Annotated in this window: 14 protein-coding genes; 8 read left to right on the top strand and 6 right to left on the bottom strand. The window is 69.6% G+C overall.

Features of this window, described 5'->3' with window-relative positions:
• Nucleotides 1–5 precede the first annotated feature (5 nt).
• Entirely contained in the window at nucleotides 6–776 is a 771-nt protein-coding gene (locus tag K1T34_RS53590) for a DUF742 domain-containing protein (protein WP_255637682.1), read from the top strand.
• Nucleotides 757–1,368, top strand: coding sequence for an ATP/GTP-binding protein (locus K1T34_RS30485; protein WP_220238207.1), 612 nt, complete (start codon nucleotides 757–759; stop codon nucleotides 1,366–1,368). Before K1T34_RS53590 ends, K1T34_RS30485 begins: the two co-directional genes overlap by 20 nt.
• Before the next feature lie 29 nt (nucleotides 1,369–1,397).
• Here the strand turns inward: K1T34_RS30485 and K1T34_RS30490 are convergent, their stop codons facing one another.
• From K1T34_RS30490 to K1T34_RS30505, 4 genes are all read right to left on the bottom strand, one after another.
• Nucleotides 1,398–1,970 (bottom strand): dihydrofolate reductase family protein, encoded by a 573-nt coding sequence (locus K1T34_RS30490; protein WP_220238208.1) that lies wholly within the window; start codon nucleotides 1,968–1,970, stop codon nucleotides 1,398–1,400.
• 107 nt (nucleotides 1,971–2,077) lie between these two features.
• Nucleotides 2,078–2,728: a DUF899 domain-containing protein gene (locus K1T34_RS30495; protein ID WP_220238209.1), complete on the bottom strand. Its 651-nt coding sequence runs from the start codon at nucleotides 2,726–2,728 to the stop codon at nucleotides 2,078–2,080.
• Entirely contained in the window at nucleotides 2,725–3,168 is a 444-nt protein-coding gene (locus K1T34_RS30500; RefSeq protein ID WP_220238210.1) for an SRPBCC domain-containing protein, read from the bottom strand. Before K1T34_RS30500 ends, K1T34_RS30495 begins: the two co-directional genes overlap by 4 nt.
• Nucleotides 3,165–3,509: a helix-turn-helix transcriptional regulator gene (locus tag K1T34_RS30505; RefSeq protein WP_220238211.1), complete on the bottom strand. Its 345-nt coding sequence runs from the start codon at nucleotides 3,507–3,509 to the stop codon at nucleotides 3,165–3,167. The genes K1T34_RS30500 and K1T34_RS30505 overlap by 4 nt, the downstream gene beginning before the upstream one ends.
• Nucleotides 3,510–3,653: 144 nt before the next feature.
• On the opposite strand from K1T34_RS30505, the gene icmF reads away from it, so the two are divergent.
• The gene (icmF, locus tag K1T34_RS30510) at nucleotides 3,654–6,890 is read left to right on the top strand and encodes a fused isobutyryl-CoA mutase/GTPase IcmF (RefSeq protein WP_220238212.1); all 3,237 of its coding nucleotides are present in this window, start codon (nucleotides 3,654–3,656) and stop codon (nucleotides 6,888–6,890) included.
• A gap of 25 nt (nucleotides 6,891–6,915) precedes the next feature.
• On the opposite strand, the gene K1T34_RS30515 is transcribed toward icmF, so the two are convergent.
• Nucleotides 6,916–7,620, bottom strand: a complete 705-nt coding sequence (locus tag K1T34_RS30515; protein ID WP_220238213.1) for a class I SAM-dependent methyltransferase — start codon at nucleotides 7,618–7,620, stop codon at nucleotides 6,916–6,918.
• A gap of 106 nt (nucleotides 7,621–7,726) precedes the next feature.
• Between K1T34_RS30515 and K1T34_RS30520 the strand changes: the two genes are divergently transcribed.
• The 4 genes from K1T34_RS30520 to K1T34_RS30535 are packed head-to-tail and all read left to right on the top strand — an operon-like array spanning nucleotide 7,727 to nucleotide 11,248.
• Nucleotides 7,727–8,557, top strand: a complete 831-nt coding sequence (locus K1T34_RS30520; protein ID WP_220238214.1) for an LLM class F420-dependent oxidoreductase — start codon at nucleotides 7,727–7,729, stop codon at nucleotides 8,555–8,557.
• 19 nt (nucleotides 8,558–8,576) lie between these two features.
• Nucleotides 8,577–9,416, top strand: coding sequence for an LLM class F420-dependent oxidoreductase (locus tag K1T34_RS30525; protein WP_220238215.1), 840 nt, complete (start codon nucleotides 8,577–8,579; stop codon nucleotides 9,414–9,416).
• Entirely contained in the window at nucleotides 9,413–10,243 is an 831-nt protein-coding gene (locus tag K1T34_RS30530) for an LLM class F420-dependent oxidoreductase (RefSeq protein ID WP_220238216.1), read from the top strand. The genes K1T34_RS30525 and K1T34_RS30530 overlap by 4 nt, the downstream gene beginning before the upstream one ends.
• Nucleotides 10,244–10,258: 15 nt before the next feature.
• Entirely contained in the window at nucleotides 10,259–11,248 is a 990-nt protein-coding gene (locus K1T34_RS30535) for a TIGR03557 family F420-dependent LLM class oxidoreductase (protein WP_220238217.1), read from the top strand.
• 36 nt (nucleotides 11,249–11,284) lie between these two features.
• Here the strand turns inward: K1T34_RS30535 and kstR are convergent, their stop codons facing one another.
• Nucleotides 11,285–11,914 carry a cholesterol catabolism transcriptional regulator KstR gene (gene kstR, locus K1T34_RS30540; protein ID WP_220238218.1) on the bottom strand — a complete coding sequence of 210 codons (630 nt, stop codon included), beginning with the start codon at nucleotides 11,912–11,914 and terminating at the stop codon, nucleotides 11,285–11,287.
• Nucleotides 11,915–12,059: 145 nt separating this feature from the next.
• On the opposite strand from kstR, the gene K1T34_RS30545 reads away from it, so the two are divergent.
• Nucleotides 12,060–14,126: an acyl-CoA dehydrogenase gene (locus tag K1T34_RS30545; RefSeq protein ID WP_220238219.1), complete on the top strand. Its 2,067-nt coding sequence runs from the start codon at nucleotides 12,060–12,062 to the stop codon at nucleotides 14,124–14,126.
• Nucleotides 14,127–14,136: the final 10 nt, after the last annotated feature.

Raw genomic sequence — 14,136 nt, forward strand, 5'->3', positions numbered from 1 at the left:
ACGCGATGAGCACGGGGCCCGGATTATTCGGCGGAGAGCCCGGAGACAGCGAGGAACCCCCGCGCGCGGGGGCTCCCGGTGCTGCCCGCGGTGAGGACGACGGCACCTTCGCCGACCTCCTCAACGGCTTCAGCCTCGATTCGGGCCGCTCGCGCAAGAAGCGGAAGAAGACCGGTAAGGAGTCCCAGTCCCCCGAACCCCCGCCCGCGGGAGCACACGCGGCGGAGGAACCGCCGGCGGTGCCAGTGCCGCCGGCCGAGTTAGGAGATCGAGTGACCTCTCTAGTCTCTCCACCGGGGAGTACCGATGCGGATGGGCCTAGACCAGGCGGGCTCTTCGACCCCGGACCGCCCAGCGGCGAGTTCGTGATGCCCGCCGCGTTCACCCGGCCGGACCGACCCGATCGGGTGGACCCGGCCGAGGAGACGTCGATCGTGCGGCCGTACGCTCTCACCGGCGGCCGGACCCGGGCGAACTACGCGCTCGAGCTGGAGACGCTGATCTCCACCAATGACCACGTCGTCGCGGGGGGCTTCCCCGAGGCGGCGGCCGAACAGATCGAGAGCATCTCGATCATGGAAGAGTGCCGGACCCCGCGCTCGGTCGCCGAGATCGCGGCGATCCTGCGGGTGCCACTGGGTGTCGCCAGGGTGCTGATCAGTGACGCGGCCGACGCGGGCCTCGTCACCGTGCACCGGACGATTTCGGGCAATGACGGCGCCGAAGCACACTTGATGTTGATGGAAAGGGTTTTGAGTGGACTCCGTCGGCTTTAAGGCACCGCGGGAAACCGCGCCCCCGACCATGACATCGGCGAAGATCGTGGTGGCGGGCGGCTTCGGAGCGGGCAAGACGACTTTTGTGGGCTCGGTGTCGGAGATCGTTCCGCTCACCACCGAGGCGATGATGACCGACGCGAGCCGCGGCATCGACAACCTCGACCAGACCCCGAACAAGACGACCACCACGGTCGCCATGGACTTCGGCCGCGTGTCGCTCGACGCCGACCTGATCCTGTACCTGTTCGGCACCCCGGGCCAGCAGCGCTTCTGGTTCATGTGGGACGACCTGGTGCGCGGCGCCATCGGTGCGATCGTGCTGGCCGATACCCGCCGCCTGGCGGACTCGTTCGCGCCGATCGACTTCTTCGAGGACCGCGGCCTGCCGTACATCGTCGGCGTCAACACCTTCGACGGGGTGCTGGAGCACGACATCAACGATGTGCGCGAGGCGCTGTCGATCGACCCCAGCATCCCCATCGTCCGCTGTGACGCACGGGACCGGGAGTCGACGAAGCAGACGCTGATCACGCTCGTCGAGTACGCCATGCGGCAGTGGATCGCCTTGCGGGCGGCCAAAGCCCAGTGACCCTGTCCTTCAGTGCTGCTGCGGCCGGGTCACCTCACTTCGGTGGCCCGGCGGTACCGCAGCAGCACCACGGCGTCGTCGATCACGCGCGACTCGACGAGCCGCAGGCCTAGCCGCTCGGCGTCGACGGCGAACGGCCGCTTGTCGCCGCCCAGCACCACCGGGTGCACGAGCACGTGGTACTCGTCGATCAGCCCGAGCCGGCTCAGCTGCGCGGGCACGTCGGCGCCACCCATGAGCAGGATGTCCTTGGTGTGCCGTGCTTTCAGCGCCGTGACCTCCTCGGTCAAGTCGCCGCCGAGCACCTCGGTGTCCCACCCGGGGTCGGTGAGCGTGCGCGAGAAGACGACCTTCGGGGTCTTCCGCCACACCGGCGCGAACGCGACATCGTGCGGATCGTCCGAGATGGACTCCGCGCGCGGCCAGAAGCCCGCCATCATGTCCCACACCCGCCGCCCGTAGGCGAACACGGCGGCACGGTCGGAGAGCTCCTGCGAGTGGCGCGACAGCTCGGGCCCCATCCGCGGCCAGTCGAACTCGCCGTTCGGGCCCTCGACGCACCCGTCGACCGAAACGTGGACGTAGTACACCAGCTCACCCATGACCAGGCTCCTTCACCGAGTGGCGTCCCTGCCGGACGCCGTTCAGCCTACGGTCGGAGCGGGCTGCCGCGACCGGACATCGGTGGCGAAAGAATCCAGTCGGCTCGTCAGTATTCGTCGTGGCGGCGCCACCAGCCGCCCGGCTCGTCGGAGCCACGCGACTCCTCCTCCCACGCCTCCTGCCGGCCGAACGGCGTGATGTCGAGGTAGCGGTGCGAAGCCAGGAACGTCTCGGCGCCACGGCCGCTGGTGAAGTACGTGCGGTAGACGTCGTCGCCGTCGCGCAGGAACACGCTGATTCCGAAGAACCGGCCGACGCCGCAATCCTCGGTGAAGTCGCTGCCGTTCGCCGAGACCCACGGCAGGTCCCAGCCCATGCGGGCCTTGTAGCGCTCGATCTCGGGCAGCGTCGCGGGCGCGGTGACGACGAACGTGACGTCGCGGGCGTTGAGGTGCGCCAGGTGCGGCACGTTGTCCACGACCATCGAGCAGCCGGGGCAGCCCGCTTCGTCGCCCGGGTGCAACATGAAGTGGTAGACGATCAGCTGACGCCGGCCGTCGAACAGGTCCAGCAGGCTCTTCCTGCCCTCGGCCGAGGTGAACTCGTAGGCCTTGTCGAAGCGCACCATCGGCAGCCGGCGCCGCTCGGCCGTCAGGTGGTCGGCCGCCTTCATCAGTTCCTTTTCCTTGACCAGCAAGGCATCGCGTTCGGCCTGCCAGTCCTGGGCGGACACGACACGGGGGAGTGCGGTGGTCATCGGGCCTCCTTGAGGTGGTGGGCGAGCTTTTCGAAGGTGGAGCTCCAGCCGTCCTGGTGGCCGGCGCGCTCTTCCTCGGTCGGGAACGGCGCCTGGTGGAACGTCATTTCGGTCTTGTCGCCGACCTCGGTGAACGTGATGGTCACGACCGTCTCGCCGACCACGTCATCGGGCTGGTCCCACGAGAACGTGAACACGAGCCGCCCGGGTGGGCTGATCTCGCGGTAGGCGCCCTGCATCCAGCGCTCGACGTCGTACTCGTCGCTGTGGATCCGCGCGCGCCACGCGCCGCCGGGCCTCAGGTCGATCGTCACTCCCGAGGCAGCGAACTTCTCCGGGCCGAGCCAGCTCGCGAGGCGTTCCGGCTCGGTCCACGCGCGGAACACCAGCTCCCGTGGGGCGTCGAACACGCGCGTGATGGTCAGGTCCCGTTGCGTCATGACTCGGTCTCCTTCCGGGGCTCCCGCAGGAGCCGCAGGTGCTCGTCCAAGCGGTCGAACCCCGCCTCCCAGAACTGCCGGTACTCGTTCACCCAGTCGGCCACGACCGCGAGCGGCTTCGTCTCGAGCCGGCACGGGCGCCACTGGCGCATCCGGCCGCGGGTGATGAGCCCGGCCGCTTCCAGCACCTTCAGGTGTTTCGACACCGCCTGCAGACTCACCTCGAACGGCTCGGCCAGCTCGTTCACCGTCGCTTCGCCCAGGGCGAGCCGGGCGAGGATGGCCCGCCGGGTGGGATCCGCCAGCGCGGCGAAGGTGGTGCTGAGCTGATCAGTGGCCATCAGTACTCAATCGCTTGGTTGATTAACTTGTAGGTTGAATATAGCTCCCAGCTGGCTCCTGTCAACCGCGCGACGAACCGGCTTGAGACCTGCGTCACCGCCGCTCGGGTTTCCAATAGTAGGAAGTCCAAGTATTTTGGAGGGATGAGCAGCGACCTCTACCGCCCCGAGAACCCGGTCCGGTTCGTCACCGCGTCGAGCCTGTTCGACGGTCACGACGCCTCGATCAACATCATGCGGCGGATCCTGCAGTCGCAGGGTGCCGAGGTCGTGCACCTCGGGCACAACCGCTCGGTCGACGAGGTGGCCACCGCCGCCATCACCGAAGACGTGCAGGGTATCGCCATCTCCGCCTACCAGGGCGGCCACGTCGAGTACTTCTCCTACCTGGTGGAGCTGCTGCGCGAACGCGGCGCGGGGCACATCAAGGTGTTCGGCGGCGGGGGCGGCGTGATCGTCCGCGAGGAGATCGACCTGCTGCACTCGCGTGGCGTGGCGCGGATCTTCTCGCCCGAGGACGGCTACGAGATGGGCCTGCCGGGCATGATCAACTTGATGATCAAGGCGTGCGACGTGGACCTCTCGGCTCAGCCGCCGGTGTCCGTCGACAAGCTGCTCTCCGGCGACGTGCCGGCGCTCGCGCGGGTGATCACCCAGCTGCAGCGTGAAAAACTGCCCGAAGACTGGCTCACCGCCATCACCGAGGCCGCCGAGAAGCGCCACGTACCGGTACTCGGCATCACCGGCACCGGCGGTTCCGGCAAGTCGTCGCTGACCGACGAGCTCATCCGCCGCTTCCGCCTCGACCAGGAGGACAAGCTGCGGATCGCGGTGCTCGCCGTGGACCCGTCGCGGCGCAAGGGCGGCGGCGCGCTGCTCGGTGACCGCATCCGGATGAACTGCCTCGACGGCTCACCCGTGTACTTCCGCTCCATCGCCACCCGCACCACCAGCGGCGAGATCCCCGCCGGGATGCGCGAATCGATCCTCGCGTGCAAGGCCGCGGGTTACGACCTCGTGATCGTGGAGACGCCGGGCATCGGCCAGGGCGACGCGGGCATCGTCGACTACGTGGACGAGTCGCTGTACGTGATGACGCCGGAGTTCGGCGCCGCGTCGCAGCTGGAGAAGATCGACATGCTCGACTTCGCCGACGTCGTGGCCATCAACAAGTTCGAGCGCCGCGGCGCCGAGGACGCCCGCCGCGACGTCGCACGCCAGCTGGTGCGCAACCGCGAGGCCTTCGACAAGGCTCCCGAGGACATGCCGGTGTTCGGCACGAGCGCCGCGAAGTTCAACGACGACGGCGTGACCGCGCTGTACCAGAACCTGCGCGACCAGCTCGCCGAGCGCGGGCTGTCGGTGTCGGCCGGCGTGCTGCCCGCCGTCGAGGGCAAGGTGTCCACCGACGCGAGCACGGTCATCCCGGGCAACCGGGCGCGCTACCTCTCGGAGATCTCCGAGACCGTGCGCGGCTACCACGAACAGACCGAGAAGCAGGTCGCTGCCGTGCGCAAGCGCGAGCACCTGGCTGCCGCGAAGGTCGCTTTGGACACAGTGGACGCCGCCACAGACGCGCTCGACGGACTACTCGCCGCCGCCGAGTCCGATGTGGACGGCGAGACCACCAAGCTGCTGGAGCGGTTCCAGGCGTTGTCGGAGGAGTACCGCGAGGACGAGCTCGTGGTGAAGGTCCGCGACAAGGAGCTGCGCACGCAGCTGTGGCGCGACACGTTGTCGGGCAACCGGATCCCGCGCGTCGCCCTGCCGCGCTACACCGAATCCGGTGAGCTGCTCTCGTTCCTGCGCCGTGAACACCTGCCCGGATACTTCCCCTACACGGCGGGCGTGTTCCCGTTCAAACGCGACGGTGAGGACCCGGCGCGCATGTTCGCCGGCGAGGGCGACGCCTTCCGCACCAACCGCCGGTTCAAGCTGCTCTCGGCCGACTCCGAGGCCAAGCGCCTGTCCACGGCCTTCGACTCCGTGACCCTCTACGGCCACGACCCCGACACCCGCCCGGACATCTACGGCAAGGTCGGCACCTCGGGCGTCTCGATCGCGACGATCGAGGACATGAAGGTGCTCTACGACGGCTTCGACCTCACCGCGCCGAACACGTCGGTGTCGATGACGATCAACGGCCCGGCGCCGACGATCCTCGCGTTTTTCCTCAACACCGCGATCGACCAGAAACTCGACGCCTTCCGCGCCGAGCACAGTCGCGAGCCGTCCGCGGAGGAGTCCGCCGAGCTGCGCGCGTGGGCGCTGAAGAACGTGCGCGGCACCGTGCAGGCCGACATCCTCAAGGAAGACCAGGGGCAGAACACCTGCATCTTCTCCACGGAGTTCAGCCTGCGCATGATGGCGGACATCCAGGAGTGGTTCATCCAGCACGCGGTGCGCAACTTCTACTCCGTCTCGATTTCCGGCTACCACATCGCCGAAGCCGGGGCGAACCCCATCTCGCAGCTGGCTTTCACGCTGTCCAACGGGTTCACCTACGTCGAGTCCTACCTCGCGCGCGGCATGGACATCAACGACTTCGCGCCCAACCTGTCGTTCTTCTTCTCCAACGGCATGGACGCCGAGTACTCGGTGCTCGGCCGGGTGGCGCGGCGGATCTGGGCCGTGGCCATGCGCGAGCGCTACGGCGCCGACGAGCGGTCGCAGAAGCTCAAGTACCACGTGCAGACCTCGGGCCGCTCGCTGCACGCGCAGGAGATGAGCTTCAACGACATCCGCACGACGCTGCAGGCGCTGTGCGCGCTGTACGACAACGCGAACTCCTTGCACACCAACGCGTTCGACGAGGCCATCACCACGCCGTCGGAGTCGTCGGTGCGCCGCGCGATGGCGATCCAGATGATCATCAACAAGGAGTGGGGCCTGTCGAAGAACGAGAACCCGCTGCAGGGCTCGTTCATCATCGACGAGCTCACCGACCTGGTCGAGGAAGCCGTGCTGGTCGAGTTCGACCGGATCTCCGAGCGCGGCGGCGTGCTCGGCGCGATGGAGACGGGTTACCAGCGCGGCAAGATCCAGGACGAGTCGATCCTCTACGAGCGCAAGAAGCACGACGGCTCGCTGCCGATCATCGGCGTCAACACCTTCCGCAACCCGCACGCGGGTGAGGAGGACGTGGAGGTCGAGCTGGCCCGCGCCACGGAGGACGAGAAGAAGTCCCAGCTCGACCGGCTCGCCGACTTCCAGCACCGCCACGCCGAAGACGCTCAGCAGGCGCTGAAGGCCCTGCGTGAGTCGGCGACCCGCGGCGGCAACCTGTTCGGGGTGCTGATGGATGCCGCGCGGGTCTGCTCGCTCGGGCAGATCACCGACGCGTTCTTCGAGGTCGGCGGTCAGTACCGGCGCAACGTCTGACGCGCCTTCGAACGAAAGGGCCGGGTCACGCGCGTTCGGCGGCCAGCTGCCAGGCCGGCGCGCGGATCCGGCCCTGTTCGTCCTGTTCCAGCTTGTCCAACGCGGTGAGGTCGCCGGCCTCGCCCGGCTGGATCGTGCGCGCTGCGTCGCGCAGCTCTTCCAGCGTGAGGGAAGTGGTGTAGAGCGCCGGGTCCAAACTGGTGATCCGCCAGCCGCGGCCGACGGTCTCCCGCAGGTTCCGTTCGCCGATCCGGAACGGCCCGGGGAAGCTCACGGGCACCGCTTCGGAAAAGCAGAGCAGGTGCAGCCGCGCCCCGGGGCGCGTGACCCGGACGAGCGCGGCGACGTAACTGCGCCGCTGCTCTTCGGTCAGGCAGTGGTAGAGCGCGCTGTCGAGGACGGTGTCGAATCGGCCCTCGAAGCCCTCCAGCCGGGTGGCGTCGGCGACCTCGAAGCTGATCTCCAGCCCTTTCGCCGCGGCCCGTGCCCGTGCTTCGCGAAGGGCCGTGGGGGCGCCGTCGACGCCGGTCACGTGGTGTCCGCGCGAGGCGAGGAACACGGCGTTCTCACCGAGCCCGCAGCCGACGTCGAGCACCTCACCGCGGAACCCGCCGGCCCCCTCGAGAGCGACGAGCGCCGGCTGCGGGGCTTTGATGTCCCACGGCACGGTGCCGCCCAACGGGCTCCGTCCCTGGTACACCTGCTCGAAGTCGGTGTTCTCGGCGCTCATGGCGGACCTCCTTTTCAACAAGTGCTGATTTTGATCGTGCCGACTGATCAGGTGAGGTGTCAACCGCGGTGGGAATAGGGCGTCGCCGCATCGGGTAGAACGAGGCATGGACTTCGGGATCTCCACATTCGTGACCGATGAAGGCATCCGCCCCGATGTGCTGGGTGAGGCGCTGGAGGAGCGGGGCTTCGACTCGCTCTTCCTCGCCGAGCACTCGCACATCCCCGTGAGCCGGGAGAGCCCTTACCCCGGTGGCGCTGACCTGCCCGAGAAGTACAAGCGCACGCTGGACCCGTTCATCGCGCTGACCGCGGCCGCGGTGAACACGTCGAACCTCGTGCTGGGCACGGGCATCGCGCTGCTGATCCAGCGCGATGTGATCCACACGGCCAAGGAGGTCGCCTCACTCGACCTGGTGTCGCGCGGCCGGGTGGCGTTCGGCGTCGGCGTGGGCTGGAACCGCGAGGAGATGGCCAACCACGGCACGGACCCGACCACTCGTGGCGCGCTGATCGACGAGCAGATCGAGGCGCTCAAGGCGATCTGGACTCAGGAAAAGGCCGAATATCACGGCAAGCACGTGGACTTCGACCCGATCTTCGCCTGGCCGAAACCCGTGCAGACGCCGCACCCGCCGATCTACGTCGGCGGCGAGAGCCCCGCTGCGCTGCGTCGCCTGGCCCGCCACGGTGACGCCTGGCTGCCGCGCCAGCAGACGCCGTCCGACGAGATCAAGCGCGTGCGCGAATGGCTCGCCGAGCAGGGCCGCACCGACGTGCCGTTCACCGTTTTCGGGGGCGGGCCCGACGCCGACGCGGTGAAGCGCTTCGCCGAAGCCGGCGTGGAGCGCTACACGTTCATGCTGCCGACGCTGCCCGAAGCCGAGACGCTGGCCGCGCTCGACGACCTTGCCCGGCTCGCGGCGGACCACCGGTGAACCGTGGTTCGATGATCTCATGAAGATCGGGATCTCCACATTCGTGACCGACGAAGGCATCCGCCCCGACGTGCTGGGTGAGGCGCTGGAGGAGCGGGGCTTCGACTCGCTGTTCCTGGCCGAGCACTCGCACATCCCCGTCAGCCGGGAGACCCCTTACCCCGGTGGCGGTGACCTGCCGCGGGAGTACTACCGCACGCTCGATCCGTTCCTCGCACTCACCGCCGCCGCGGTGAACACGTCGGACCTCGTGCTGGGCACCGGAGTCGCGTTGCTGATCCAGCGCGATGTGATCCACACGGCCAAGGAGGTCGCCTCACTCGACCTGGTGTCGCGGGGACGGCTGGCGCTGGGCGTCGGCGTGGGCTGGAACCGCGAGGAGATGGCCAACCACGGCACGGATCCGACCACGCGCGGTGAGCTGATCGACGAGCAGATCGAGGCGCTCAAGGCGATCTGGTCCCAGGACAAGGCCGAGTATCACGGCAAGCACGTGGACTTCGACCCGATCTTCGCCTGGCCCAAGCCGGTGCAGACGCCGCACCCGCCGATCTACGTCGGCGGGTCGAGCCCGGCGGCGCTGCGCCGGCTGGTCCGCCACGGCGACGCCTGGATGCCGATCGCGTTCACGGGCAGCGAGGAGATCCGCCGCGTGCGCGGGTGGCTCGCCGAGCAAGGCCGCCCCGACGTGCCCGTCACCGCTTTCGGCGGTGGCGCCGACGCCGAGCTCGTGAAGCGGTTCGCCGCGGCCGGTGTGGAGCGCTACACGGTGCAGCTGCCCACGCTGCCCGAAGCGGAGACCCTCGCGGCGCTCGACGAATTCGCGCGCGTCGCGGCGGACTACGGAACGGCGTCATGAGGTTCGGGATCTTCAGCTTCGTCACCGACGAGGGCATCCGGCCCGACGCGCTCGCGCGCGGGGTCGAGGAACGCGGGTTCGACTCGCTGTTCGTCGGGGAGCACTCGCACATCCCCGCCGACCGGCAGTCGCCGTACCCGGCGGGCGGGGAGCTCCCGCGGATGTACTACCGGATGTACGACCCGTTCGTGGCCCTCACAGCCGCCGCTTCGGTGACCTCGACGCTGCTGCTGGGCACCGGCGTCGCCCTGCTGGCGCAGCGCGACCCGATCCAGACGGCCAAGGAGGTCGCCTCGCTCGATCACCTCTCGGGCGGGCGCGTGGTGTTCGGCGTGGGCGCGGGCTGGAACCTCGAGGAGATGCGCGACCACGGCACCGATCCCGACGCGCGCGGCCGGCTGCTCGACGAGCGGCTGGACGCGATGAAGCAGCTGTGGACGGCGGAGGAAGCGACCTTCCACGGCGAGTTCACGCATTTCGACCGCGCCGTCGCGTACCCGAAGCCGGCGCAGAAGCCGCACCCGCCGATCTACGTCGGTGGAAACAGCCGGCACGCGGCGCGGCGGGCGGCCCGGCACGGCGGGGTGTGGATGCCGAACTCCGTGGTCGTGCCCGAGCGGGTCGGGAAACTCATGGCCCTGCGCGACGAGTTCGCCCCCGGTACGCCGGTGTCGATGTTCGCGGTGGGCAGCAAGAACGAGGCTCTGCTGGAGGCCTACGCCGAAGCCGGGGTGGAGCGCATCACGTTCCTGCTCGGCACGCGGCCCGAAGCGGAGACCCTGAGCAGGCTCGACGCCCTCGTCGAGGTCGTCGAAAAGTACCGGTGAAGGAGCGGAATTCGCGTGAGTGGTGTGCAGATCGGTCTTGCGGCTGCGTTGGAGCAGTTTTCGCCGCGGGAGTCGATTCGGTTGGCGAAGGCGGGCGAGGAGCGGGGCTTTTCGGGGCAGATGGCGGCGGATCACTTCCAGCCGTGGGTTCCGCAGCAGGGTGAGTCGTCGTTCGTGTGGAGCATGCTGGCGTCGCTGGCAGAGAACACCACCGGTGACCTGGGGCCCGGGGTGACGTGTCCGTCGTTCCGGTTGCACCCGGCGATGGTGGCGCAGGCCGCGGCGACGCTGGAGGCCACGTATCCGGGCCGCACGTGGCTGGGGATCGGTTCGGGTGAGGCGCTCAACGAGCACATCATCGGCGGCTACTGGCCCGAGGCACCCGAACGCGTGCGGCGGATGTTCGAGGCGCTGGAGGTGATCCGGAAGCTGTTCACGGGCAAGGACGTCAAGCACAACGGCGAGTTCTTCAAGCTGCACACCACCCGCCTGTGGACGCTGCCGGACACGCCGCCGCCGGTCTACATCGCCTCCGCCGGTCCGTACACCTCGCGCAAGACCGGGGAGCTGGCCGACGGGCTGATCACGCCGGGCGCCTCGATCGAGAAGCTCGCGGGGATCCTGGAGAACTTCAACGCGGGCGCGAAGAAGGCCGGCAAGAACGGCGACGAGATGCCGAAGCTGCTGCAGGTGCACCTGTCCTGGGCCGAGGACGACGAAACCGCGTGGGCCAACGCCATCGACCAGTGGCCCAACGGTGGCATGAAGTTCCCGAAGGCCGACGTGCGTTCGCCGTTCGACTTCGCGCAGATGGCCAAGCTGGTGCGTCGCGAAGACTTCGAGGGCCGCATGGTCGTCTCGTCGGACCCGGACGTGCACCGGGCGGCGCTGCAGAAGTACGTCGACGCCGGCTTCAACCGCATCTACATCCACAACGTCGGCCGCAACCAAGACCAGTTCCTCGACGTGTTCGGCAAGGAAGTCCTGCCGAAGCTGACTGCCTGACTGCCTCAGCCGAGTAGGGCCCGCGGCCTGCGGGCCCTACTTGTCCAGCAGCAGGTGGACCGACAGCTCGAGGCGGTGGGCGACGTCGGCGGCTGACGCCCGGCGCGTCACCCACGCCACGAGGTTGGCCATCCACACGTCGGCGACGACGTGGAAGATGTCGCGATCGGACTCCGTGGGCTCGGCGATGCCCATGGCCTGCGCGAACATGTCCTCCATGAGCCGGCCGACGAGCTCGACCTCGGCCGCGGCGGACGTGTCGGCGAACATGAACGCGCGCACCATCGCCTCGGTCAGGTGCGGGTCGCGCTGCATGAGCCGCGTGTTGCGCCCCAGCACGAACATCAGTCGCTCCGCGGGCGTCTCGCCCGGGATGGCGGCGCGTTCGAGCTTCTCCTGCGCCCGCTCGAACTGCCGCGCGAGGCCGGACACGAGCAGGTGGATCTTCGACGGGAAGTACCGGTAGAGCGTGCCCAATGCGACGTCGGCCCTCTCGGCGACGGCCCGCATCTGCACGGCGTCGTAGCCGCCCTTGGAGGCCAGCGCGAGCGTGGCGTCGATGATGCGGCGGCGGCGGTCGCGCTGCGCCGCGGAGCCGAGCTCGTCGCCGATCGTGCCCAGTCCGGTGCGCGCCTTCGCCGCCGGAGCCTTCGCCTTGCCCGGCATCGGCCTTCTCCTGTCTTGCGGAACTCGTTCCAGTTCTGCGTTCAGCGTACCTTCCCTGGCGAAACGTTCAACTACCGACCCACTGGCCGAAAAACTGTAACACGTTCTACACTCGCGAGTAGTCCCGTACCGCGAGGAGGCCCCGATGGCGGTCGCGCTCACCGGCGAACAGGCGGCGCTGGCCGCCGCGATCCACGACTGGGCCCGGGTACACGATCCGGTCGCGACCGTGCGCGCGGCCGAGGGGACCGGCGCCCAGCTGCCCGCGCGGTTCGCCGACCTGGGGTTGTTCGGGGTCGCGTTGCCGCCGTCGGTGGGTGGCGCCGGCGGCGCTGTCACGGATTTGGCGGCAGGGCTGGCTGCAGCGGCTTCGGCGCTGGTCCCGGGGCCGTTGCTGAGCACGGCGTTGGCCGGGCTGCTGCTCGGTGACGGGGACGTGGTTGAGGCGATCGCGGACGGTGGCGCTCGGGTGGCAGTGCTGCTCGAAGCGCCTTGTGTCGACGGGTTTCTGCAGGGTTCGTCGGGAGCGGTGCCGGGTGCGGATGCGGGCGCGTGGCTGCTGGTGCCGGTGCCGAGCGGTCACGTGCTGCTGCCGCCCGGCGCCGCGGGGGTGTGCGTGGAACCGTTGGCGCCCTTCGACTTCTCGCGTCCGCTCGCGCGGGTGCACTTCGACCGGGTGCCCGTCGCGGACGTGCTGGAGCTGCCGGACGTCTCGGATTTCGCGGCGACGCTGGCCGTGGGGGAGGCGGCGGGGGTCGCGCGGTGGTGCCTGACGACGGCGGTCGAGTACGCGCGGGTGCGGGAGCAGTTCGGGCAGGTGATCGGGGCGTTCCAAGCGGTGAAGCACCTGTGCGCCGAGATGCTGTGCCGCGCCGAGGCGGCGGAGGCACTGGCGTGGGACGCCGCGACCGCGGCTTTCGGCTCGCAGCACGCGGTCGCGGTGGCGAGCGCGGCGGCGGTGGCGCTCGACGCGGCCGTGGACAACGCCAAGGACTGCGTCCAGGTGCTGGGCGGCATCGGCTTCACGTGGGAGCACCCGGCGCACCTGTACTTGCGCCGCGCTCTTGCCTTGCGGCACTGGCTCGGCGGCTCGGCGCGGTGGCGGCAGCGCGCGGCCGACCTCGCGCTGGCGGGGCAGCGGCACACGCTCGACGTGGTCGTGGACGACTCACCGGAGCTCACCCGGCTCGTGGCGGAGATCGCCGCCCTGCCGGAAGACGGCCGTCGTGTCGCGCTGGCCGCCGCGGGACTGCTGGCGCCGCACTGGCCTGCGCCTTTCGGCCGGGACGCCGGAGCCGCCGAGCAGCTGCGCATCGACGCGGCCTTGGCGGAGGCCGGCGTGCGCCGGCCGGACCTCGTGATCGGCGCGTGGGCCGTCCCGACGATCCTCGAACACGGCACCGACGAGCAGCGCGCGCGGTTCACCGGCCCCACGCTGCGCGGCGAGCTGACGTGGTGCCAGCTGTTCAGCGAACCCGGCGCGGGCTCCGACCTGGCGTCGCTGCGCACCGCCGCCCGCCGCGTCGACGGCGGCTGGTGCCTCAACGGGCAGAAGGTGTGGACCTCGCTCGCGCACGAGGCCGACTGGGCCATCTGCCTGGCCCGCACCGACCCCGACGCGCCCAAGCACAAGGGCATCACGTACTTCCTCGTCGACATGCGCTCACCCGGCATCACCACGCGCCCGCTGCGCGAGATCACCGGCGCGAGCGTCTTCAACGAGGTCTTTCTCGACGACGTCTTCGTCCCGGACACCGACGTCGTCGCATCTCCGGGCGACGGCTGGCGCTTGGCCCGCACCACGCTGGCCGGCGAACGCGTGGCCCTCGGCAAGGGCTCCGCGGCGGGGGAGGGTGTGGAGGCTCTGGTGGGTGGCCTGATCGGCTTGGGCTCCGCGCTCGGCTCGTCCACCCGCGAACGGCTCGGGGCCCTCATCGGCTCCGGCAGCGCCTGCTCCGTCCTGGACCTGCGCGCCACCCTCCGCCGCCTCGACGGCCAAGGCCCCGGCGCGGAGTCCTCGGTCGCGAAGCTCCTGGGCGTCCGCCACCGGCAGTCCGTCGCGGAATTCGCCCTCGACCTCGCCCCGGACCTGCTCCCCGACTCCCCGCAGTCCCACGAGTTCCTCCTCACCCGCTGCCTCTCCATCGCCGGCGGCACCACCCAGGTGTTGCTCTCGGCGGTGGCCGAGCGGGTGCTGGGCCTCCCGCGCTGACCCGTTTGTC

It is taken from the genome of Amycolatopsis sp. DSM 110486, assembly GCF_019468465.1.
Classification (GTDB): Bacteria; Actinomycetota; Actinomycetes; order Mycobacteriales; family Pseudonocardiaceae; genus Amycolatopsis.